Consider the following 21400-nt stretch of genomic DNA (forward strand, 5'->3'; position numbering starts at 1 on the left):
CCGGAGCCAGTCGGGGCGCAAGAGCGCCTCACGCCGCCCGGGACACACCCGGATGGGTGCGTGGGGCTGCGGCGTTCATCAGCGCAGGCGGCCTGCCTGAAGCGACACCGGCAGGCGGTGACGCGGGCGTGGCCCGGATCTCGTGCTTTCATGGTCGCGGGCGGTTCGCGTTTGTCCGCCTCGCCAGGGGCCGCAACGTTGCCGGGGGCCATGCACTGGTGACGGGCTGAATCATCGGCGCAGCAGCCTGCGAACAAAGCCGCGATCAGCCGGGGTCAGCCCGGCTTTTTTCCGCTTCAGTGAACGTGAGCTTCCGCCCGAGCCGGGGTCACCTTCAGGCGTACGGCCGGTGCGCGCGGCTTGGGGTTGGCGGCGCTGGGCAGCTCCGCCCAGTTCCATTCGCCCTGGGTGCAGACCTGGCGCACGGCGAAGGCCAGTTCGCCCGGCTCGGTGGGCAGCGAGGCGCGCAGGATGAACTCGTCGTACCAGGCGTCCGGCAGGTAGTTGGCCTCGCCGTTGGCCGTCCAGCGCACCTCGGCCAGTTCGTCGGTGACGGGTTTGCCATGGCTGTCGTAGGGCGTCTTCAGCGGGCGGCGTTTGGTCGCCAGCGTCCAGCCCGGTTTGGGCATGGGCTTGGCGCTGCCCAGTCCTTCGGGCAGGGTGACGACGATCTCCTTCGTCGCCGCGCCGCCCTCGCAGCCATGGCCGACCTTGAAGACGGCGCGGTAGCTGCTGCCGGCAGCGGCTTCGGACTGGTCCAGCGCGATGTGGGCCTGGGCGGCACCCGTGAGGGCGAGCAGGGAAGCGGTGAGGGTGGTCTTCATAGGTCGAATTTCAGCTCAGCCGAATAGCTGCGTTGCGGGTAGGGGTGGAAGTTCCAGTACTTGTCGTTGTTCAGGTTGTCGATGCCGAAGGCGGCTGTCCACTGGCGGTCGATCTTCCAGAGCAGGCGCACATCGGCCGTCGCGAAGCTGCTGACGCCCATGTAGGCGAAGCCGTTGACGTCGGCATTGTTCAGCGTGCGGTACTGGCGGCCGCTGTAGCGGGCGGCGAGGCTGGCGCTCCAATGCGCGTCGAAGCGGTAGCCGGCCAGGGCCGTGGCGCGCCAACGCGGGATGTTGGGCTGCCGACGGCCGAGGGTGTCGCCCGGCGTCGTGACGAAGCCGGCGTTGGCCTTGATCCTGGAGTCCGTGTAGGTCGCGCTGGCCGACAGGTCGAGCCCCTTCACGAGCCAGTCGGTGGCGGCCAGCGTGGCCTCCAGGCCGGTCGTGGCGATGCGGTCTATGTTCTGCACGCGGCTGATGTTCCGGTTGGCCACGGGGTCGAGGAGCGTCTGCGAGTACAGCGAATCGCGCGTCGTCTCGGCGAACAGCGTCAGGCGGGACTGCAGCGGCCCCCAGGCCTGTTCCGCGCTCAGCTCGGCCGTCCAGGACTTCTCGGGCCGGAGATTCGGGTCGTTGATGTATTGCGAGTTCGCCGTCGACGTGGCGCCATAGAGCTCGGCGACGGTGGGCATGCGCACCGCGCGGCCGATGGAGGCCTTGAGCACGCTGTCGGCCGTGGCCTGCCAGGACAGGGCGGCCTTGGGCGACAGGAAGTTCTCGCGTCGGGCGGCGTAGTCCTGGCCAGCCGTGGCCGAGAAATCCGTGCGGCCGTTGCGGGCCTGCCAGGACTCGGCGCGCAGGCCCAGCACCGCCTTCCAGTCCTCGCTGATCAGCCAGGCGTCCTGGGCATAGGCGGCCTGCAGGCGCGTGTCGCCCCGCACATTGGCGGCGAGAGCGCCTGGCGCGTCGACGAGGTAGTTGCCGGCGATGCTGGACGTCAGATAGCGCAATTGGTAGCTGTCCTGCTGCAGGCCCAGGTCCACGACATGACCGCTGCCGGCCGGGCGCCAGATGCCCTTGAGCGCCAGCGTGTGCCAGCCGGTGCCGCTGCCGTCCGCCAGCGTGCCGGCGCCACCGGTCCAGGCGCCGGGCTGAGGGTTGCCGGCGGCGTTCTGGCGCTTGTCGTCCTGGCGGTAGTCGTAAAGGCTGGCGGCAAGCTCCCAGTCCCATTCACCGCCGGTGTGGCTTTTCACCGAGACACCGTGCATGAGGTGCAGCAGCCGCTCGCGCGTGAGGGCGAAGTCGCCGCCTGTCAGCGCGGCGAACTGCTTGCCGTCGATGACGATGGCGCCGCTGTAGACCGGCTTGCCGTTGGCGTCGCGCAGCCAGCTCTCGGCATTGCCGTCCGAGTCGTTGCGCCAGGTGCCCATCGCATAGCTGGCGCGCAGCGTCGGGCTGAGGTCATAGGCCAGCTTGAGCTTGAAATGATCCTGGCGCGTGCTGTAGGTCGTTGCCGAGCCCAGCAGATACCAGGGCTGGCCATTGCTGTTGGGCATGAGCACGGCACCGGTGACCGGCGTGCCGTTGGTGACGGCAGCGCCCGTGCTGGCCAGCCGGTTGGCAAAGGTCAGCGGCTGGCCGTCGCTGTCGGTGTGGTTGACGTTGAGCCACCAGCTGAAATCACCGGCACGGTCGCCCAGCGAAGTACTGGCCTGCCAGGCGCGGTAGGTGGCCTTCGTGCCGTAAAGATCGAAGGGCTGGACGACGTAGCCGACCTTGGCGTGGGCCTCGAACTTCGTCGGCATGCGCGTCACGTAGTCGACGACGACACCGGCGGAGTTGCCCGGATAGGCCGCCGAGAAGGGGCCGTACATGACGTCGACGCGTTCGATCTCCTCGGGCGTGACCAGCCCCCAGCGCGGCGGGAAGCTCAGGCCACCGACGCCATTGCCCAGGTAGTTGGACAGCAGCATGCCATCGGCATAGACGGCCGAGCGCGCGCTGTTGCCGGTGCCTGAGGCGCGGCTCGAGAGGATGGCGTGGTTGTAGTCGCCGATATAGCGCTTGCGCACCAGCAGGCTGGGCAGGTACTTCAGCGCGTCCTCGGCATCGGTGGCGTTGACGCTGCGCTCAATGTCTTCGCGCGTGACGGTCTCGCGGGTGGTGGGGATGTTGGTGGGCAGGGAACTGGGCGCGGCGCCTTGCACGCGCACCAGGGTGAGCTTGTTGCGGGGCGTGGGCGTGTCGGCGGCGGTGGTCTGTGCGGACAGCGTCGCGTCGTCGCAGTCGCATTCGTCGCAGGCCTGGGCGAGGGGCCAGACGGACAGGGCGGCGCAGGCGGCAGCCGCGCGCGCAAGGGAGGAGGGTTTCATGGAAGGGCTGGATCTGGGTCGGCCATCGCCGGGGGGGCGGACGACGGCAAAACGCCGGGCCTGCACGGGCCGCGGCGACAGAGGACTCAGATCAGCCCGGGTGGGGCGCGTGCGCTGGCGGGTCGCCAGGCGTGGGCGGTGACGGGGGCGGTCCAGAAGCGCTCCGGGGCTTCCAGCACCAGGTCGTCGCGCAACTGCAGCTCGGGTGCCGCAGGAGGCTCGATGAGGTCGGCGACGCCCAAATGGCAGGCCGGGCAATGGCCGTGGGCCAGCAGGTCCAGCGCCGCTTCGATGGGCTTGGGCTTGGCGGCATTGGCGTTGGACGTCGGCGCACGGCAGATGTCCTGCCAGGCCGAGAAATCACCGCGCGCATGCGCCAGCGCCGCGCTGATGCCTGGCGCCAGCACGCCCAGCAGGAACACCGCCACCAACCACCACGCCGAGCGGCGGGCGGTGCGGGTCGTGATCGGGAGCTGGGCCATCTTGGGAGGATTCTAGGAGAGGCGCCCGGCCATCTCGCCGGCCACGTCACGCAGGCCACGACTCACGTCGCCGGAGCGGGCGAGTGCGTTCCAGAAAGCCCGTGCCGGCACGCGCGCGCCGCTATCCAGCGCCAGCGCGTCTGGCTCAAAGGGCGCGTAGTCCGGCGCACCGCCCAGCGTGGCATCGGGTCGCCACCGCATCGGCAGCATGTCGTACACCGGCGCCAACGTGAAGCGGCCGCGCAGCATCTGCGCCAGGCTTTGGCCCTCGGCCCACAGCGACAGGTTGCCGGCGTGCATGTCGGTGTTGCCGATCAGGCGGCCGAAATGCCAAAGTGCCTGGATCTGCGCGGTATCCAGCGCTGGCAGACGCCGCTGCCGGGCCAGTGCCTCGGCGGTGCGTGGCCAGCTCCAGTAAGCATCCGAAACGAAACCGGCATGCGCGCCGCCGATAGCCACCACGTGCCGCCGGCCGCGAGGCCCCAGTCGGTCAAAACGGGTGCTGACGAAATAGCTGCGCGCGGCGCTGCACACCACGCGGCTCGCGGCCACGGGGACGCCGTGCTCGGCCAACACCTGCAGCGCCAGGTGTTCTGCATGCAGCAGGTCATGCCAGCGTTCGCCAAAGGGTGTGCCGCGCGGGGGCGTGAACTTCACGAGCAGCGCCTCACCCTGGCTGCCATGTGCAAGGAATTTGGGCTGCTCGCCGCCTGCCGACGAGCCCGCCGGCAGCGTGCGTGCGACGTCGGCCGCCAGTGCGTCAAACGCCGCGGCCTCGCCTTGCGCGTCGGCCGGCAGGCTGACGGGAGCTTCGTGCGCCGGTTCGCCCAGCGTCAGCGCGCCGGGCCCGTCGTGCAGATGCAGCGCGGCGAAGAGCTGTGTTTCCAGCCGCCAGCCGGCCGGATCGGGTGCGATGCCGGGTGCCGCCAGCCGCTGCGCGAGCAGCCGGCCGAGAAACCCCTGTGCGAGCAGCGGCGCAAGCAGCCAGGGCAGCTCTCCGTTCGCGCTCAGGCCCGCTCCCGGGCCACCGACGTGCAACACCTCGGGCGCCATCAACGTGACGTTGCCGATGCGCTCCATGCGGCCGTCGGCCATCGTGATGAAGAGCGGCTGCTGGCCGCTCGATCCGTGAATTGATTTCAGCAGCCCATAACGGGTGGCGCGGGCCCGCCCGAAAGGGGCCACCTGCCCGCCCAAGTCTGCCAACAACCGCGACACGCCGGCCTGACTTCTCTGGGTGATTTGCTGCAAATCGGCCGAGGTCAACGGCCCCCGCGCCGCCAAGGCACCGAGCGCACGGTGATGGTCGGGCCCGAAATTCATCGCTGGCTCGTGAATAGATACTGAATAGATACTACACCGTCATCAGCGCCGCGAGCGTCCGCGCCACCACCTGTGTGGCGCGCTTGAGATCGTCGAGCACCAGATGCTCGTCGGCCCRCTTGGCATTGCTCTCCAGCACCGTGCGCGGCCCGGCGCCGTAGATGGCGGCCGGGATGCCGTGGGCGGTGTAGAGGCGCACGTCGGTGTACAGCGGCGTGCCCGAGGTCGGGATGGGCTCGCCAAACACGGCCTCGCCAGCTTGCTGCAGCGCGGCGACGAGAGGTGCGGCGCCGGGCAGGGGCTTCATGGAGTTGGCGAGCAGCAGGCGCTTGATGTCGAGCTTGATGCCAGGGCTCTGGGCCACCGCGTTCTCGATCAGTGTGCGCACCTCGGCCTCGACGGCCGCCGGGTCCTCCTCGGGAATCATGCGGCGGTCCAGCTTGATGACGACCTTGCCGGGCACGACATTGGTGTTGCTGCCGCCCTCGATGCGGCCGACGTTCAGATAGGGATGGGTGATGCCGGCCACCTCGGAGCGGCGCATCTTCAGCACGTCGTTGTGGGCGTACAGCGCCGTCAGGAGCTTGTTGGCGGCCTGCAGCGCGTCGATGCCGGTGCTCGGATAGGCCGCATGCGAGGCCAGGCCGTGCAGGGTCACCTCCATCTGCAGGCAGCCGTTGTGGGCCGTGACGACCTGGTAGCTGAAGCCGGCGGCGATCAGGTAGTCGGGCTTGGTGAGGCCTTGCGCCAGCAGCCAGCCGGGGCCGAGCTCACCGCCGAATTCCTCGTCGTAGGTGAAATGCAGTTCGACGGCGCCCTTCAGCTTCAGCCCTGAATTCTTCAGGGCCAGCAGTGCGAAGGTGTAGGTGGCGAAATCGCTCTTGCTGACAGCCGACGCGCGGCCGTAGAGCTTGCCGTCGGCGACATCGGCCGAGTAGGGGCCATGCGTCCAGCCTTCGCCGGGCGGCACCACGTCGCCATGGGCGTTCAGCGCAATCGTCGGGCCGTCTTCACTGAAGCGGTGGCGCACGATCAGGTTGGTGATGGACTGCATGCCCGCGGCCTGCACGTCGGCAGCCGGCACGGCGTGCTTCTCGACCTCGAAGCCGAGTTCGGTCAACAACTCGGCGGTGCGGTCCGCGTGCGGCGCGTTGTTGCCGGGCGGCGTGTCGGTGGGGATGCGAACGAGGGCTTGGAGGAAGCGGACTTCGTCGTCGAAATGAGAAGCGAGCCAGGTGTCGATGCTGTTCATGGCGAGGGATCCGAGGAGGAGCGAGAGCCGACCGAGGCGTCGTCGATACGGTAGTGACAGGTGGGGCACTCTTGGACGTCGAGCAACCAGTTCAACCACTGGCCGACGGAATGCTTGGAGATGGCGTGCCAGCACAGGCTCATGCCGCAACTGGGGCAGCGAAGCGAGACGACCGCCAGCAGCAGGACCAGGCAACCGAGCAGCGTGCCGGCCATCGTGATGATGACAGGCTCGACACCGACGGCCCGTGCCATGAGTGATGGCGTCCAAGACGCCGCTGCGGTGAGTGCGGCCAAACCGCCAGCCAGCCAAAGCCGGCCCCGCATGGCGCTGACCAGCGGCGGCGAGCTCGCATCGGTCATGGGCAAGCCAGGGCGTCCAGCAGGCGCGCGAAGGCCTGAACGCTCAAATCCGCGTCATCCACCGTCACCGACTCCAGCGGGTTGTGGCTGATGCCGCCATTGCCGCCGCGTACGAACAGCATGGCCTGCGGCAGCAGCTCGTGCAGCTTCATCGCGTCATGGCCGGCGCCGGAGGGCAGGCGGTGCAGGGGCAGGCCCAGCTCGGTGACGGCGTTCTCCCAGCGTGACTGCCAGGCGGCGTCGCTGGGCGCGGCGTTGGCGGCCAGTGTCGGCTGCAGCGTGAAGCTCAGGCCGCGGCGCTGGCAGATCTCGTCGAGCTTGGCACGCACATCGGCGTCCAGCGCGTCGCGAGCCGTGTCGGTGGTGGCGCGCAGGTCCAAGCTGAAGCGGCAGCGGCCGGGGATGACGTTGATGGAGCCCGACGGCACTTCCAGCATGCCGACGGTACCGACCACGTCGGGCACGGCGGCTGCGCGTTGTTCCGTGAACAGGATCAGCTCGGCCACACCGGCCGCCGCATCGCGGCGCTGGCCCATGGGGGTGGTGCCAGCATGGCTGGCCAGGCCGACGATCTCGCCGGTGTAGCGGCGGCTGCCGTTGATGCTGGTGACGATGCCCAGCGGCAGGTCCAGGCTGTCCAGCACCGGGCCTTGCTCGATATGGACCTCGACAAAGCCGAGATAGCGTGACGCGTCGCGCGTTGCGGTGTCGATGCTCTGCATCGTGCCGGACAGGCCGGCGGCCTGCATGGCATCGCGCAGCGTGATGCCCGCAGCGTCGGTCTGGTCCAGCCAGCTTGCCTGGAAAGCGCCGATCAGCGCGCTCGAGCCAAGGAAGTCCGCCGGGTAGCGCTGGCCCTCTTCCTCGGAGAAGCCGACGACTTCCAGGCCAAAGGGCAGGCGCTTGCCTTGGCGGTGCAACTCGCGCACCACCAGCATGGGCACGAAGATGCCGAGCCGCCCGTCGAAGCGGCCGGCGCGGCGCACGGTGTCGTAGTGGCTGCCGGTCAGCAGGCGCTTGTCGTCGCTCGTGCCCTTGTAGACGCCCACGACATTGCCCACCGCATCGCGGCCGACCTCATCGAAGCCGCAGTCGCGCATCCAGACCATCAGCTGCTCGGCGACGGCCGTGTGCGCGGGCGTGGCATAGGTGCAGGTAAGGAAGTCCTCGGTGTCGCTGTGCGCGGCCAGTGCGGCCGCCCAATCCCAGAGCTGCTCGCCCAGCGCGGGTTTGGCACCGAACTTGTCGTTCAACCGGATCTCGGCGATGCGATGGATCTGGCGCAGGCATTCGGCGCGCTCCACATCTGGGTGGGCGCGCAGCCGGCGCTCGAAGGTCGCGATGATCTCGGCGCGTGTGAAGCCCGTGCCGCGCGGCCCGCGCACGGCCAGGATGAAGGGAAAGCCGAAGCGCGTGTTGTAGTCGGCGTTGAGCTTCTGCAGCTTCGCGAACTCCTCCGGCGTGCAGGCGGTCAGCCCGGCCTTCTGTTGTTCGTTCGTCGACTCGGCCGTCAGCTCGCCGGCGACGGCCGCCTTGCCGGCCAGCTCGGGGTGGGCACGGATCAGGCCGAGCTGCGCGTCGACCGTGGCCTCGCGCACCACGCGAGCCAGAGCGACCTTCAGCGCGGCGAGGGTTTTGAAGGGCCGGGCCGCCCCAGCACGCTCGGCAATCCAGGGCGAGTGTTCGTAGGTGCCGTCCAGCAGTGCGACAAAGTCCGCGGCGCTGGCGTTGTTGAGGTCGTCGAGTTTCATCATTCCCAGACAAAGGCCGTGCGAGTGTCGAACGGGTGGGTGGTTTTCCAGTGCCTTGCAATATCCAGCCGCCGGCAGACCCAGACGCGGTCATGCGCCTCGATATGGTCCAGGAACTTCTGCAGTGCGCGCATGCGGCCCGGGCGGCCGAGCAGGCGGCAGTGCATGCCGATGCTCATCATCTTCGGGCTGTCGGCGCCTTCGGCATACAGCACGTCGAAGCTGTCCTTCAGGTATTCGAAGAAGGGTTCGCCATGGCTGAAGCCCTGGGGCAGGGCGAAGCGCATGTCGTTGCAGTCGAGCGTATAGGGCACGACGAGATGCGGCGCCAGCTCGCCATTGGTCTTGCGCACCTGCAGCCAGAAGGGCAGGTCGTCGCCGTAATAGTCGCTGTCGTACTCGAAGCCGCCGAAGTCGGCCACCAGGCGGCGGGTGTTGGGGCTGTCGCGGCCGGTGTACCAGCCCAGGCCATGCGGGTCGCGGCCCAGGGTCAGGCGCTTCAGCGAAGCCATGGCCTGGGCCAGGTGGGCGCGCTCGGTGTCCTCTTCCATGGTCTGGTAGTGGATCCAGCGCCAGCCGTGTGACGCGATCTCATGGTTCAGCTCGACAAAGGCCTGGGTCACTTCGGGCGAGCGCTCCAGCGCCATGCCGACGCCAAAGACGGTCAGGGGCAAGGCGCGCTGCTCGAATTCCTTCAAGAGCCGCCACACGCCGACGCGCGAGCCGTATTCGTAGATGCCCTCCATGCTCAGGTGGCGGGCCGGGTAGCTGGGCGGGTTGAACATCTCCGACAGGAACTGTTCGCTGCCGGCGTCGCCGTGCAGCACCGAGTTCTCGCCGCCCTCCTCGTAGTTCAGCACGAACTGCACGGCCACCCGGGCGCCCCCCGGCCACTGGGCCTGGGGCGGGTTTTCGCCGTAACCGATCAGATCGCGGGGGTAACGGGGTTGACGGGGTGCGTTCATCCCTAAACTTTGCCCCATCTCAGGAGATTTGATGGGCAAGCTGACAACACATGTGCTGGATACCGCCAATGGCTGCCCCGCCGCGGGCATGGCGGTGCGCCTTTACCGCTTCGACGCGGAAGGCCCCAAATGGCTGCGCAGCCTGCATCTGAACGCCGACGGCCGGGCCGACGGCCCGCTGCTGGATGGCGCGACCTTCACGGCCGGGCGCTACCGCCTCGTCTTCGAGGTGGCGGCCTATTTCCGCGCTCGCGGCGAGAAGCTGCCCGAGCCGGCCTTCCTGGACGAGGTGCCGCTGGATTTCGGCATCGCCGACGAGAACTCGCATTACCACGTGCCGCTGCTGGCCTCGCCGTGGGCTTACTCGACCTACCGTGGCAGCTGAAACCCCGCCAAAGCGTGCCAACCGGGGTGAAAGCCTCGGCGACGGCGCCCTGATCGTTGTCGAAGGGCTGGCCAACCTGGGCGTCTGGGGGAGTGCCGGCTTCGCCGTCGCCATGGGCAAGTTCCTGCTGGGCGGCGCCCTGGCCGCCCTGGGCCTGGGTGTGTTCCTGCGCTTCAAGCGGCTGCGCATGAAGAGAAGGGGCGGGCGTGGTTGAAGCGGCCTGCATCCTTGTCAGCGTGGCCCGCAGCACCGGCAGCGTGCCGCGCGAGGTGGGCGCCTGGATGGCGGTGACGCCGGACGGCATCACCGGCACGGTGGGCGGCGGCCATCTGGAATTCGACGCCATCGCCCGCGCCCGCCGGGCGCTGAGCGGCGACGACCTGGAGGCCGAGGTGCGTTACCCCCTCGGCCCCAGCCTGGGCCAATGCTGTGGCGGCGTCGTCTGGCTGGCCTTCGAGCGCGTCGCGGCGGGTGAAGACCTGGCCGCTCGCCTGCCCCAGCCGCCGCTGCGGCCGCTGGCCCTGTTCGGTGCCGGCCACGTCGGCCTGGCCATCGCCCACATCGCCCGCGACCTGCCGCTGGCCCTGCACTGGATAGACAGCCGCGAGAACCAGTTTCCCGCTCAGCCGCCCGAGCGCGGCTGGCGCCAGGAGGTCTGCGACCCCGCGGCCGATGCCGTCGACGACCTGGCTCCCGGCTCGGCCGTCCTCATCATGAGCCACAACCATGCCGAAGACTTCGACATCGTCGCCGCCTGCCTGAAGCGTCGCCGCGAGCGGGGCGATCTGCCCTTCATCGGCATGATCGGCAGCCGCACCAAGTGGGCGAGCTTCCGCCAGCGCCTGGAGACGCGTGGCTTCACGCCGGACGACCTCGGCCATGTCGTCTGCCCCATCGGCGTTCCCGGCGTGGCGGGCAAACAGCCGGCGGTCATCGCCGTTTCGACCTTGGCCCAGATACTGGCCCTGCCATGAACAAACAGGATGGATCGATATGGGATTGAACGCGGAGCGCGGGGCCGCGGCTTCCTCACCGGGTGGGCTGTCCACCACGCACAAGCTGGCACTGGCCTTTGCCTGGTTGACCGTGCTGAGCGTGGGGCTCGCGGCGGCGGCGCTGTATGCGCTGGGGCCGGTGCTCATCCTGAGCCTGCTGGCCGCCAGCGTGCTGTCGACCGTGGCGCTGGCCGTGCTGCTGTCGCGGGTGCTGGTGCGCGAGCTGGGCGCCGAGCCGCGCGTGGTGGCGCAGCAATTGCAATACGTCGCCCAGGGCGACCTGACCCATCACGTGCCCGTCAGGCCCGACGACGAGGCCAGCCTGATGGCGGGCCTGGCGCAGATGCAGCAGCGGTTGATCACCGTCGTCGGCCAGGTGCGCGAAGGCGCCGAGAGCGTGGCCCTGGCCAGCGCCGAGATCGCCACCGGCAACACCGACCTCTCCCACCGCACCGAGCTGCAGGCCGCCGCCCTGCAGCGCACCGCCGGCGCGATGGACACGCTGCGCCAGCAAGCGCTGCTCAGCGCCGACCATGCGCGTGATGCCAGCAGCGTCGCCACCAGCGCGAGCGGCGTGGCCGTGCGCGGCGGCACGGTGGTGGGCGGCGTGGTGGACACCATGCGGGGCATCAGCCACAGCTCGGCCCGCATCTCCGAAATCATCGGCGTCATCGACAGCATCGCCTTCCAGACCAACATCCTGGCCCTCAACGCGGCGGTGGAGGCGGCCCGTGCGGGCGAGCAGGGCCGCGGCTTCGCCGTCGTGGCCGGCGAGGTGCGCGGCCTGGCGCAGCGCAGCGCCAACGCCGCCAAGGAGATCAAGCAGCTCATCTCCGACAGCGGCGAGCAGGTGCAGCAGGGCTCGCGCCAGGTCGACGGTGCGGGCGAGACCATGCAGCAGGTGGTGGACGCCATCCAGAAGGTCGACCGCATCGTCAACGAGATCAGCGCCGCGGGTGCCGTGCAGGCCACCCACGTGAGCGAGGTGAGCGAGTCCATCGCCGAGATGGACCGCAGCACGCAGCAGAACGCCGCCCTCGTGGAGCAGAGCGCCGCCGCAGCCGAGAGCCTGCGCGAGCGGGCGCGGCAGCTCGTCGGCGCGGTCGCCTTCTTCCGCCTCCATGCGGCCGGCAACCCCCAGGCCCTGATGGCCGACATGCAGGCGCGCCTGGCCCAGCTCGGCACGCCGCGGGTGCAGGGCAGCGAGCGTTGTGGCGCCGGCCAGGCGCCAGGCCTGTACTTCGGCTCGCGCAAGCTGAACAACGACTACCAGCTGGTGGACGACATCAAGCGCAAGACCGGCGCCACGGCGACGCTGTTCGTGAAGTCGGGCGACGAGTTCGTGCGCGTGAGCACCAATGTGCTGACGCCTGAAGGCACGCGTGGCGTCGGCACACCGCTGGCGCGGGCCAAGGCCTATGAGCTGGTCAGCCGGGGCCGGCCCTTCAGCGGCGAAGTCGAGGTGCTCGGCCAGCCCTTCGACGCCTGCTACGCCCCTATCCTTGACGCCGGCGGCGCGGTGATCGGCGTGGCCTACGTCGGCTTCAAGAAGAGCTGACCATCAAGGCTGCAGCCGTGCGGGCGCTGATGCCGGCGCCGCCGGCGTCAGCGTGAGGCTGCGCCCGGGCTGGGCCTGAAAGCGGCTGTTCTGCGCGTCGATCTCGCGCTCATAGGCCGTCCAGGCCTGCTGGATCTCGCCGCGCTCGCGCATGGCGCGCAGGGCCTGCTCCAGCGGCGCCACCCAGGCGGCATGGGACTCGTGCACGCCGTGGAAGAGGGTGGTGCGGCTCAGCGGGGTGGGCACGCGGCAGACCGACCCCTGGCGCGTGTCCACGGGCATCTCGGCCATCCAGGGCGTCGTCAGCACCAGGGCGTAATCGGCCTGGCCCGAAGTGAGGTTGAGGAAGGCGTCGCTCGGCGTGTTGGCCGGCACGCGCGCGGCTTCGGGGATCAGCACCTCGGCGGCGACCATGCCGCGCTGATAGCTGATGCGGCGCCTGGCCAGCTCCTCGGGCGCCAGTGCGGCGGGGCAGAGCGCCCGCGCAAAGGCATAGACATGCAGGTTCAGCAGCGGCACGTCGACCTTGCGCATGAAGGGCGACTGCTCGTAATAGGCCTCCACGCGCATGGCCACGGCGTCGACCCGGCCGGCGCGCAACTCGACCTGGGTGCGCGGCAGCGGCCAGGGCACGAACTCGACCTGCAGTCCCAGCGAGGCATAGGCCTTGCGCAGCAGCGCCTCGGCCGGCGGGAAATAGCTGCGCTCGACATTGGTGGCAATGCGCACGGCGGCCGGCTCCTGGGCCTGGACAGCGCCCGCGGTCAGTGCGATGGCGGCCAGCACGCGCAGGCGCCGCCCGAGGGACAGGGGCTTGCGGGGCTGGCTGGCGGTCATGGGCCGATTGTGAGAGCCAAGCCCGCGGCGTGCCGTCGCGCTGCCGCGCCGACGTGAAGCCGGTCACGGCGCCTGCATACACTCCGGGCCTGTCGCAGCGGTGTCGGGCCTGCCGGGAGGAGTGGGGGCCTGCGGACGCGACCCTGGAGGCTCCACAGCACCCGCCGTGGTGGAGCCGTGGAGAACCGCGACTTGGACATCTATCTGCTCGACTGGGCCAGCCTGCTGCTGCGCTGGCTGCACGTCATCACCGTCATCGCCTGGATTGGCGCTTCCTTCTACTTCGTCTGGCTGGACAACCACCTCGTCAAGCCGATGTCCGACGAGCTCAAGGCCAAGGGCGTGGACGGTGAGCTCTGGGCCGTGCATGGCGGCGGCTTCTACAACCCGCAGAAGTACATGGTGGCGCCCAGCAACCTGCCGCAGGACCTGCACTGGTTCTATTGGGAGAGCTACTGGACATGGATGAGCGGCATGGCGCTGTTTGTCGTGCTCTACCTGTGCAACGCCAGCCAGATGCTGATCGACGCTCGCGTCCATGCCTGGGGCGCGCCCTGGCAGGCGGTGGCGGCGGCACTCGGCTTTCTCGTCGTCGGCTCGGCCGTCTACGACATCGCCTGCCAGGCCCTGGGTCGCACCAAGGATGGGCAGATCGGCAATGACGGCCGCGTGATGGCCGTCGTCGTGGCCTTTGTCATCTTCGAGAGCTGGCTGGCCTGCCAGCTGTTCGCCGGCCGTGCGGCCTTCCTGATCGTCGGCGCCACGTTAGCGACCATGATGACGGCCAACGTCGCGCACTGGATCATCCCGGGCCAGAAGAAGGTCATCGTGCAGATGCGCGCCGGCCAGAAGCCCGACCCCATCCACGGCCAGCGCGGCAAGCAGCGCAGCGTCCACAACACCTATTTCGGCCTGCCGGTGCTGATCGCGATGCTCAGCAACCACTACGGCATGCTGCACCAGCATGCGCAGAACTGGGTCGTGCTGTGCGTGCTGATGGCAGCGGGCGTGGCCATCCGCATCTTCTTCGTCAAGCGCCACAAGGGTGTCAACAGCTGGGGCGCCGTCGCGCTGGCCCTGGCGCTGCTGGCCGGGCTCATCGTCTGGATGGCGCCCAGGCCCCAGCCCGCCGCGGCCGCGGTGGTACCGGTCACGCTGGAGCAGGTGCAGGCCGTCGTCGCGCAGCGCTGCGCGATGTGCCACACGGGCGAGGTGGCGCAGAAGGGCGTGCGGCTGGACTCGGCCGAGGGTTTGAGCGCACACAAGGCCCAGATCTACCAGCAGGTCATCGTGCAGCGCGCCATGCCGCTGAACAACGCGACCGGGCTGACGGAAGAAGAGCGCGCCTTGATCGGCCGTTGGGCGCTCCAACCATGACGCTCGACCCGCGCGCGCTGCTGCGACAGCTCTACGACGTCGCCGTCGCGCGGGCGCTGCCGGGGCGCGTCCTTGCGGCCCATCTGCCACCGCCGCCGAAAGGCCGCACCCTGGTGCTCGGGGCCGGCAAGGCCGGTGGCGCCATGGTGCAGGCGCTGGAGGCTGCCTGGCCGGCCGACGCCAAGCTGTCGGGCTTGGTCATTACGCGCTATGGCCACATCCCCGGTGGCTGGCGGCCGCGGCGCATCGAGCTCGTCGAGGCTGCCCATCCGGTGCCGGACGCCGCTGGGCTGACTGCCAGCGAGAAGATGCTGGCCCTGACCCGCGGGCTGACGGCCGACGACCTGGTCATCTGCCTGATCTCCGGCGGCGGCTCCGCGCTGATGAGCCTGCCCGCGCCTGGCCTGACGCTGGCCGACAAGCAGGCCATCAACCGCGCGCTGTTGAACAGCGGCGCCGCCATCGGCGAGATGAACTGCGTGCGCAAGCACCTGTCCGCCATCAAGGGCGGTCGGCTGGCCGCGGCCTGTGCGCCGGCGCGGGTGCTGGCGCTGGCGATCAGCGATGTGCCGGGCGATGACCCGGCGGTCATCGCTTCCGGCCCGACGGTGGCCGATGCGACGAGCTGCGCCGATGCACTGGCCATCTGCCGCCGCTACCGGATCGAGCTGCCAGCCGCTGCCCGGGACGGCCTCGCGTCGGGCGCCTTCGAGTCGCCCAAGCCGGGTGACTTCGCCCAGGCCGGCCACGAACTCGTCATGCTGGCCACGCCGCAGATGAGCCTGGAAGCGGCCGCCGCCTTGGCCCGGGAGCAGGGCATCGCCGCCCACATCCTCAGCGACGAGATCGAAGGCGAGTCGCGCATCGTCGGTGGCCTGCACGGGGCGCTGGCGCGTGCGGTGGCGCGTCGGGGCGAGCCCTTCGCCAAGCCCTGCGTCCTGCTGTCCGGCGGCGAGACGACGGTGACGGTCGATGCCAGCCGCCCGGCGGGCAAGGGCGGTCGCGCCACCGAGTTCCTGCTCGGCTGCGCGCTGGCGCTGCATTGCGAGCCCGGCGTGTTCGCGCTGGCTGCCGACACCGACGGCATCGACGGCGTCGGGCCGCACGCCGGCGCGCTGCTGACGCCCACCAGCCTGGCGCGCGCCCGCGCCCTGGGGCTGAACCCCCAGGCCCTGCTGGACGCCCATGACAGCGCCAGCTTTTTCGCGCCGCTGGGCGATCTGCTCGTCCCGGGCCCGAGTTTCACCAACGTCAACGACTTCCGTGCATTGCTGATCGTTTAGGGGAAGTGAAGTCCGTGGCGCGGGCCAAACCTTAGGCCTAGACTGGCCCGACTGTCATCGCTCCCGGAGGTCAAAGATGAGTGCAGCTGCCGAACGTTTCTTCGTCAAGCACAACGCCCTGCCGACCATGCCCGAGGTGGCCTCGCGGCTGCTGAAGAGCTTTGACGACGACAACGTCGGCCTGTCGCAGATCGCGGCGCTGATCGAGAAGGACGGGGCGCTGACCGCCAAGGTGCTGCGCCTGGCCAACACGGCCCACTACAGCCCTTCGCACCAGATCTCCACCGTCGTCGATGCCGCCCACGCGCTGGGCCTGGAGACGCTGCGCAATCTCGCGATGGCGGCTTGCCTGAGCGGCGCTTTCCCCAAGGTGCAGGGCCTCGACCGCGCCACCTTCTGGCGCCACAGCGTGGCCACCGCCAACTACGCGCGCATCCTGGCCCGCATGCTGGGCGCCGACGCCGCCACGACTGACACCGCCTACCTCGCCGGCCTGATGCTGCGCACCGGCCAGCTGCTGATGGCCCTGGACGAGCCGCATCTGGTGGCCGACGTCGAGACCCATGCCGCCGAGCCGGGCAGCCGCTTCTCGCTGGAGGAGCACCGTTTCGGCTGCACCCACGCCGACGTGACGGCGTCGCTGGCGGCGCACTGGCATTTCCCGCACGCCATGGTGGAGGCCTTCAAGGACGCCAACACGCCGCTGGAGATCCGGCCCTTCTCGCTGATCGCCGCCGTGCTGCATGTGGCCGAGGTGCTGGCCGACGCTGCCGAGCACCATGACGAGCCCGTGCACGCGCTGAAGGTGGCGGTGCCCGAGCTCATCGAGCATCTGCACCTCGACCTGGAACTCCTTGCCGCCAAGATCGCTGCCACGGGCGACCCGGCAGCCGAAGTGGAGCAAATGCTTCACTAAGGGTGCGCTCCCTCCCAGCCCGCACAATCGGGCGGTATGCCGGGAGGACGTGGATGAGTTGGAAGTTCTGGCCAGCGCTGTTGCTGGCCCTGTCCCTGGGGGCTGCGGCGCAGACGGCGCCCAAGCCTGCCGCCAAGGCCAACGCGTCCCATCCCGTGGTGCCCGCCGGCGCCGGCTACCGCTTCGGCCCCGTGCCGGCCTGGGTCAAACCGCTGCCGCCTGCTGAGGCCCGGCCCACGGTCAGCGCCGGCGCCAAGGCGCGCCGCGAACCGCTGATCGACGTGCAGGTGCAGCTCGCACCCAAGTCGGCCACGGCCACCTACGTCCATCTGCAGCATGAGGCGCTGGACACCTCGACGCTGCGCGATGTGTCCGAGCCCCAGATCAGCTTCAACCCGGCCTATCAGCAGCTCGTCATCCACCAGGCTGCCGTGATCCGCGACGGCCAGCGGCTGGATCGGCTCAAGGGCGTGCGCATCGAGCTGATGCGCCGCGAGCAGCAGCTCGAGCGCCAGCTCATCGACGGCGTGCGCACGGCCCTGGTCGTGCTGAGCGATGTGCGCGTGGGCGACGTCGTCGACCTGGCCTACACGCTGGAGGGCCAGAACCCCATCTTCGACGGGCGCTATTCGGCACTGATGCAGCTGGCCTCCGACGCGCCGGTGGAGCGCCTGCACCTGCGCATCGAGGCACCGCCGGAGCGCAAGCTCGCGGTCAAGGCGCTGGCCAGCGACATCGTGCCCGAGCGCTTCGAGGAAGGCGGCCGCCAGGTCATCCGCGTGCTGCGCGAACATGTGCCGGCCGTGCAGGACGAGGCCGCCACGCCGCCCTGGTTCAAGGTCTACCCGGCCCTGCACGTCAGCGAATACGCCAGCTGGGCCGAGGTCGACCAATGGGCCCGGGGGCTGTTCGCCGTCGAGCCGGCAAGCGGCGCGGTGGCGGCCAAGGCGACCGAGCTCAAGGCCCAGGGTGGCACGCCCGAGCAGCAGGTAGCCGCGGCACTGCGTTTCGTGCAGGACGAGGTGCGCTATTTCTCGGCGTCGCTGGGCGAAAGCTCGCACCGGCCCAAGCCGGCGGCGCGCACCCTCGCCGAGCGCCTGGGCGATTGCAAGGACAAGACCCTGCTCTTGAACACGCTGCTGGCGGCCATGGGCATCGACGCCAGGCCGGCGCTGGTCTCGATGGCGCGCAACCGCGGCATCGTCAACTACCTGCCCTCGCACGACCAGTTCGACCACATCATCAGCCGCGTGCAGCTGGGCGACGCGGTCTACTTCCTGGACCCGACGATGAACGGCCAGGGCCATTCGCTGGAGAAGCGCGGCTACTACCGCTATGGCGCGGCACTCGTCGTCGGCCAGGGCCAGGCCGGGCCCGAGCCCGTCGTGCCGCCGTCCTTCGCGCAGGACGGGCTGAGCTTCCGCCAGGACTGGGACTTCAGCCAACTGGCCCGCCCCGTGCAGCTGAACACGACCTTCAAGGCCAGCGGCCTGGCCGCCGAACGCTGGCGCGCCAACCTGGCCACCGCCGGCCTGGAGCGCATTGCGGAGTCGATCGGCGGCGCCTATGTGCGCCTGCTGCCGGGCCTCGTCAGCGTGGGCCAGCCCGAGGTTGCCGATGACCGCGACAGCAACGAGTGGGTGCTGAAGCTGCATTTCGAGCACCCCAGCATCGGCCGCTACCAGCGCGGCTGGCTGGACCTGGAATTCCCCGCCGCCGAGCTGGTGGACGCACTGCCCGTGCCGCCCGAGGCGCGTCGCCGCCAGCCCTTCCGGCTGGAGGGCGCGCGCCTGGCCGAGCTGCGCCTGAGCGTGACCGGCGCGCGCCCCTTCACCGCCCAGGCACCCGCGCCCCAGCAACTCACCGACAAGCATTTCGCCTTCAGCAGCCGCGTCGAGGTGCAGGGCGCGACCGTGCAGTTCATCAGCCGTGTGGAGCGCCGCGCCGAGGAGGTGTTGCCGGCCGATGTGGACGGCTACCGCGAGCGCGTTGGCCGCACGCGCCAGATGCTGGGCGCCCAGCGCCTGCGCCTGAACCTGGTGGATCGCAAGGCGCTGGAGGCGCCCTTCACCGCCATCGCCGAGCGCATGGCGCGCTTTCGCAATGGTGCCCCGCCGGATGCGCTGTGGGAACTGATGCTGGGCAACGAGATCAACCGCCTCATCGACGCCGAACTGCTTTCGCAAGTGGCGCCCACCAGCCGCCTCGCCGCCTGGGTGCGCATCGAGCGCGCGCAGGCGCACAACCAGCTCGGTGATTTCGCGCTCGCGCTGGCCGATGCCGAAGCGGCCCTGGCCATCCGCGGCGAAGGCGACGAGGGCGGGGCGGCGCTGGAGGCCCGGGGCGTCGCGCTGGTCGGCCTGGGCCGGCCGGTCGAGGCGCTGGCGGCCTTCAACCAGCAGGCCCAATTGGTCGGTACAGGTGCCGGCTCAGGCGGCAGCTGGCTGGGCACGGCCCACTACATGCTGGGCGACTACGCGCGAGCCGAGACCGCACTGCGCGACAGCGCGGCCAACGCCAGCGGCGAGGCGCGCCAGTTCACGCTGCTGTGGCTCTACCTCGCGGCGGAGCGCCAGGGCGGCCGCGGCAGGGAGGCCATCGCCGACGAGCTGGCCGCGGCCGACGCCAGCAAATGGAGCGGCGCGCTGCTGAGCTATCTGGGCGGCAGCCTGGGCCGCGAAGCCCTGCTCAAGCTGGCCAAGGAAAAGCCCGAGACCGAGAGGCTGCGCCTGGCCGAGGCCTATTTCTTCATCGGCCAGCAGCTGGCCGCGCAGGGGCGGCGCGGCGAGGCCCTGCCGTGGTTCGAGCGCACGCTGACCACCCAGGCCGTGCCCTATCGCGAGTTCACGCTCGCGCAGTGGGAGCTCAAGCGCGGCGCCAACTAGAGGCAGCCCGCCTGCGGGGCCACCGAGGCTGCGCCGTAGCTGAAGTGCGCCCAGCGCGGCGGCTCGTTTGCGGGCGCCGGGGCGGGCTGCAGCAGGAAGGCGTGATGAAAGCTCGTCTCGCACAGATCGGCCAGCTTGGGGCCACCCAGGGCGGCGATGACGGCCGGCACCGTGTTGCTGTGGCCGACGACGAGGACGACGCCGGTCTGGGCGTGCACCGCGTCCGCCACCGCCTTGACATGGTCGGGGCCGCCGTCCACCGCCTTGGGCTGCAGGCCCAGGGCCTGGGCCAGCGGCGCGGCCGTGTCGCGCGCGCGGCGCGCGGGCGACGTCAGGATGGCATTCACGCGCAGGCCGGCCAGCGCCTGGGCCAGCGCCTGGGCGCGCTGCTCCCCCGCGGGCGTCAGGCCGGGGTCGTTGGCCTGGGCGGCCTTTTCGGCATGGCGCACGAGGATGACGAGATCGGGCATGGCGGCGGCCGGTGAGGAGATGAGGGCAGCTGTCAGCAGACATGCCGGCAGCAGGACGGACAAGGGCTTCATCGCGGGTTCCCAAGGGCTGGAGCTGCATTCTGCGCCGGGCGCCCAGTTACCATCCCGGCCCCATGCCGTACGCCTTTGCATCGCTCCATGACCCTGCCGTTTGAACTCCAGGTCGGCTGGCGCTACACGCGCGCCGGCCGCGGCGGGCGGCGCAACCGCTTCATCAGCTTCATCTCGGGCGTGTCCATCCTCGGCATCGCGCTGGGCGTGGCGGCCCTCATCATCGTGCTGTCGGTCATGAACGGCTTCCAGCGCGAGGTGCGCGACCGCATGCTCAACGTCATCGCCCACGTCGAGCTGCTGAACTACACCGGCCAGGCCCTGCCGGACTGGCAGGCCACGGCCGCCAAGGCGCGGCTGAATCCCGAGGTCATCGGCGCGGCGCCCTTCGTGGCCAGCCAGAGCCTGATCGCCCGCGGCGAGGACATGCGCGGCGCCATCATCCGTGGCATCTCGCCGGCCGAGGAGGCCACGGTCACCGGTCTGGGCGCACAGCTGAAGGACGGCGCCTTCGCCCAGCTGCAGCCCGGCGCCTGGAACATCGTGCTGGGCATCGAGCTGGCCCGCCAGCTGGGTGTGGGCGTGGGCGACAAGATCACCGTCGTCGCACCGGGCGGCCAGGTCACGCCGGCCGGTGTCGTGCCGCGGCTCAAGAGTTTCAACGTGGTGGGTACCTTCAGCGCCGGCCACTATGAATACGACTCGGGCCTGGCCCTCATCCATGTCGATGACGCGGCCCGCCTCTTCCGCACCGAAGGGCCGACCGGTGTGCAGCTCAAGCTGCGCGACGTGCACGAAGCCCGTCGCGTCGCCGCCGAGCTGAAGGACGTCATGGGGCCGCAGATCCTCGTGCGCGACTGGACCCGCTCCAACGCCAACTGGTTCGACGCGGTGCAGATCGAGAAGCGCCTGATGAGCATCATCCTGACGCTGATCGTTGCCGTCGCGGCCTTCAACCTCGTCTCCACGCTGGTGATGACGGTGACCGACAAGCAGAGCGACATCGCCATCCTGCGCACGCTGGGTGCCAGCCCGCGCTCCATCATGGGCATCTTCATCGTGCAGGGGGCCGTGTCTGGCGTCATCGGCACGCTGGCGGGCGTGGGGCTGGGCCTGCTGGTCGCCTTCAACGTCGACGTCATCGTGCCGGCCATCGAGCACCTGCTCAACACCAGCTTCCTGCCGGGCAGCATCTACGTCATCAGCCAGATGCCCAGCGACCCTCAGCGAGCCGACATCATCCCGATCGCGCTGGTCTCGCTGGCGCTGTCCTTCCTCGCCACGCTCTACC

General features: G+C 69.9%; 19 protein-coding genes. 9 read left to right on the forward strand and 10 right to left on the reverse strand.

Annotation, left to right across the window (positions count from 1 at the left end; translation table 11 throughout):
* Window positions 1-296: 296 nt before the first annotated feature.
* From AC1D2H_RS21865 to puuE, 8 genes are all read right to left on the reverse strand, one after another.
* On the reverse strand, window positions 297-824 hold the full coding sequence (locus AC1D2H_RS21865) for a YcnI family copper-binding membrane protein (RefSeq protein WP_478012436.1): 528 nt from the start codon (window positions 822-824) through the stop codon (window positions 297-299).
* Window positions 821-3196: a TonB-dependent receptor gene (locus AC1D2H_RS21870; protein WP_478012437.1), complete on the reverse strand. Its 2376-nt coding sequence runs from the start codon at window positions 3194-3196 to the stop codon at window positions 821-823. The genes AC1D2H_RS21865 and AC1D2H_RS21870 overlap by 4 nt, the downstream gene beginning before the upstream one ends.
* A gap of 86 nt (window positions 3197-3282) precedes the next feature.
* A complete protein-coding gene (locus tag AC1D2H_RS21875; RefSeq protein WP_478012438.1) occupies window positions 3283-3678 on the reverse strand; it encodes a DUF2946 family protein in 396 nt (131 codons plus the stop codon).
* Window positions 3679-3690: 12 nt separating this feature from the next.
* Window positions 3691-5001 carry a HipA domain-containing protein gene (locus AC1D2H_RS21880; RefSeq protein ID WP_478012439.1) on the reverse strand — a complete coding sequence of 437 codons (1311 nt, stop codon included), beginning with the start codon at window positions 4999-5001 and terminating at the stop codon, window positions 3691-3693.
* Between the two features lie 31 nt (window positions 5002-5032).
* Window positions 5033-6253 carry an ArgE/DapE family deacylase gene (locus AC1D2H_RS21885; protein WP_478012440.1) on the reverse strand — a complete coding sequence of 407 codons (1221 nt, stop codon included), beginning with the start codon at window positions 6251-6253 and terminating at the stop codon, window positions 5033-5035.
* Entirely contained in the window at window positions 6250-6621 is a 372-nt protein-coding gene (locus AC1D2H_RS21890) for a hypothetical protein (protein ID WP_478012441.1), read from the reverse strand. Before AC1D2H_RS21890 ends, AC1D2H_RS21885 begins: the two co-directional genes overlap by 4 nt.
* Complete coding sequence (uraD, locus tag AC1D2H_RS21895) at window positions 6612-8369, reverse strand: 2-oxo-4-hydroxy-4-carboxy-5-ureidoimidazoline decarboxylase (protein ID WP_478012442.1); 1758 nt, start codon at window positions 8367-8369, stop codon at window positions 6612-6614. Before uraD ends, AC1D2H_RS21890 begins: the two co-directional genes overlap by 10 nt.
* Window positions 8366-9331, reverse strand: a complete 966-nt coding sequence (gene puuE / locus AC1D2H_RS21900; RefSeq protein ID WP_478012443.1) for an allantoinase PuuE — start codon at window positions 9329-9331, stop codon at window positions 8366-8368. The genes uraD and puuE overlap by 4 nt, the downstream gene beginning before the upstream one ends.
* A 31-nt stretch (window positions 9332-9362) precedes the next feature.
* On the opposite strand from puuE, the gene uraH reads away from it, so the two are divergent.
* Genes uraH through AC1D2H_RS21920 form a run of 4 tightly spaced genes read left to right on the forward strand, consistent with a single transcriptional unit; the run spans window position 9363 to window position 12269 of the window.
* Window positions 9363-9716, forward strand: a complete 354-nt coding sequence (uraH, locus tag AC1D2H_RS21905) for a hydroxyisourate hydrolase (RefSeq protein ID WP_477936344.1) — start codon at window positions 9363-9365, stop codon at window positions 9714-9716.
* Window positions 9706-9930, forward strand: coding sequence for a hypothetical protein (locus AC1D2H_RS21910; protein WP_478012444.1), 225 nt, complete (start codon window positions 9706-9708; stop codon window positions 9928-9930). The genes uraH and AC1D2H_RS21910 overlap by 11 nt, the downstream gene beginning before the upstream one ends.
* A complete protein-coding gene (gene xdhC, locus AC1D2H_RS21915) occupies window positions 9923-10690 on the forward strand; it encodes a xanthine dehydrogenase accessory protein XdhC (RefSeq protein ID WP_478012445.1) in 768 nt (255 codons plus the stop codon). The genes AC1D2H_RS21910 and xdhC overlap by 8 nt, the downstream gene beginning before the upstream one ends.
* A 19-nt stretch (window positions 10691-10709) precedes the next feature.
* Window positions 10710-12269 (forward strand): methyl-accepting chemotaxis protein, encoded by a 1560-nt coding sequence (locus AC1D2H_RS21920; protein ID WP_478012446.1) that lies wholly within the window; start codon window positions 10710-10712, stop codon window positions 12267-12269.
* Window positions 12270-12272: 3 nt separating this feature from the next.
* Here AC1D2H_RS21920 and AC1D2H_RS21925 read toward each other — a convergent pair whose 3' ends face one another.
* Complete coding sequence (locus AC1D2H_RS21925; protein WP_478012447.1) at window positions 12273-13106, reverse strand: substrate-binding periplasmic protein; 834 nt, start codon at window positions 13104-13106, stop codon at window positions 12273-12275.
* A 192-nt stretch (window positions 13107-13298) separates the two neighbouring features.
* Here AC1D2H_RS21925 and AC1D2H_RS21930 point away from each other — a divergent pair, with 192 nt between their 5' ends.
* From AC1D2H_RS21930 to AC1D2H_RS21945, 4 genes are all read left to right on the forward strand, one after another.
* Complete coding sequence (locus tag AC1D2H_RS21930) at window positions 13299-14483, forward strand: urate hydroxylase PuuD (RefSeq protein WP_478012453.1); 1185 nt, start codon at window positions 13299-13301, stop codon at window positions 14481-14483.
* Entirely contained in the window at window positions 14480-15766 is a 1287-nt protein-coding gene (locus AC1D2H_RS21935) for a glycerate kinase type-2 family protein (protein WP_478012448.1), read from the forward strand. Before AC1D2H_RS21930 ends, AC1D2H_RS21935 begins: the two co-directional genes overlap by 4 nt.
* A gap of 76 nt (window positions 15767-15842) precedes the next feature.
* Complete coding sequence (locus tag AC1D2H_RS21940; RefSeq protein ID WP_477936354.1) at window positions 15843-16682, forward strand: HDOD domain-containing protein; 840 nt, start codon at window positions 15843-15845, stop codon at window positions 16680-16682.
* A 53-nt stretch (window positions 16683-16735) separates the two neighbouring features.
* Entirely contained in the window at window positions 16736-19567 is a 2832-nt protein-coding gene (locus AC1D2H_RS21945; protein ID WP_478012449.1) for a DUF3857 domain-containing protein, read from the forward strand.
* Here AC1D2H_RS21945 and AC1D2H_RS21950 read toward each other — a convergent pair.
* Window positions 19564-20109: a SixA phosphatase family protein gene (locus AC1D2H_RS21950; RefSeq protein ID WP_478012450.1), complete on the reverse strand. Its 546-nt coding sequence runs from the start codon at window positions 20107-20109 to the stop codon at window positions 19564-19566. The two genes, AC1D2H_RS21945 and AC1D2H_RS21950, sit on opposite strands and share 4 nt — an antisense overlap.
* Before the next feature lie 87 nt (window positions 20110-20196).
* Between AC1D2H_RS21950 and AC1D2H_RS21955 the strand changes: the two genes are divergently transcribed.
* Window positions 20197-21400, forward strand: a 1204-nt coding sequence (locus AC1D2H_RS21955; RefSeq protein WP_478012451.1) for a lipoprotein-releasing ABC transporter permease subunit, incomplete at its 3' end; no start/stop codon positions are given.

The sequence above is a fragment of the Roseateles sp. P1_C1_2 genome (genome assembly GCF_056406535.1).

Bases quoted from the DNA above. Each gene is read 5' to 3' on its own strand.
- AC1D2H_RS21880 (WP_478012439.1), bottom strand. From the start codon at position 5,001: ATGAATTTCGGGCCCGACCATCACCGTGCGCTCGGTGCCTTGGCGGCG.
- AC1D2H_RS21875 (WP_478012438.1), bottom strand. From the start codon at position 3,678: ATGGCCCAGCTCCCGATCACGACCCGCACCGCCCGCCGCTCGGCGTGG.
- AC1D2H_RS21940 (WP_477936354.1), top strand. From the start codon at position 15,843: ATGAGTGCAGCTGCCGAACGTTTCTTCGTCAAGCACAACGCCCTGCCG.
- AC1D2H_RS21945 (WP_478012449.1), top strand. From the start codon at position 16,736: ATGAGTTGGAAGTTCTGGCCAGCGCTGTTGCTGGCCCTGTCCCTGGGG.
- AC1D2H_RS21935 (WP_478012448.1), top strand. From the start codon at position 14,480: ATGACGCTCGACCCGCGCGCGCTGCTGCGACAGCTCTACGACGTCGCC.
- AC1D2H_RS21920 (WP_478012446.1), top strand. From the start codon at position 10,710: ATGGGATTGAACGCGGAGCGCGGGGCCGCGGCTTCCTCACCGGGTGGG.
- puuE (WP_478012443.1), bottom strand. From the start codon at position 9,331: ATGAACGCACCCCGTCAACCCCGTTACCCCCGCGATCTGATCGGTTAC.
- AC1D2H_RS21865 (WP_478012436.1), bottom strand. From the start codon at position 824: ATGAAGACCACCCTCACCGCTTCCCTGCTCGCCCTCACGGGTGCCGCC.
- uraH (WP_477936344.1), top strand. From the start codon at position 9,363: ATGGGCAAGCTGACAACACATGTGCTGGATACCGCCAATGGCTGCCCC.
- AC1D2H_RS21870 (WP_478012437.1), bottom strand. From the start codon at position 3,196: ATGAAACCCTCCTCCCTTGCGCGCGCGGCTGCCGCCTGCGCCGCCCTG.
- AC1D2H_RS21950 (WP_478012450.1), bottom strand. From the start codon at position 20,109: ATGAAGCCCTTGTCCGTCCTGCTGCCGGCATGTCTGCTGACAGCTGCC.
- AC1D2H_RS21925 (WP_478012447.1), bottom strand. From the start codon at position 13,106: ATGACCGCCAGCCAGCCCCGCAAGCCCCTGTCCCTCGGGCGGCGCCTG.
- uraD (WP_478012442.1), bottom strand. From the start codon at position 8,369: ATGATGAAACTCGACGACCTCAACAACGCCAGCGCCGCGGACTTTGTC.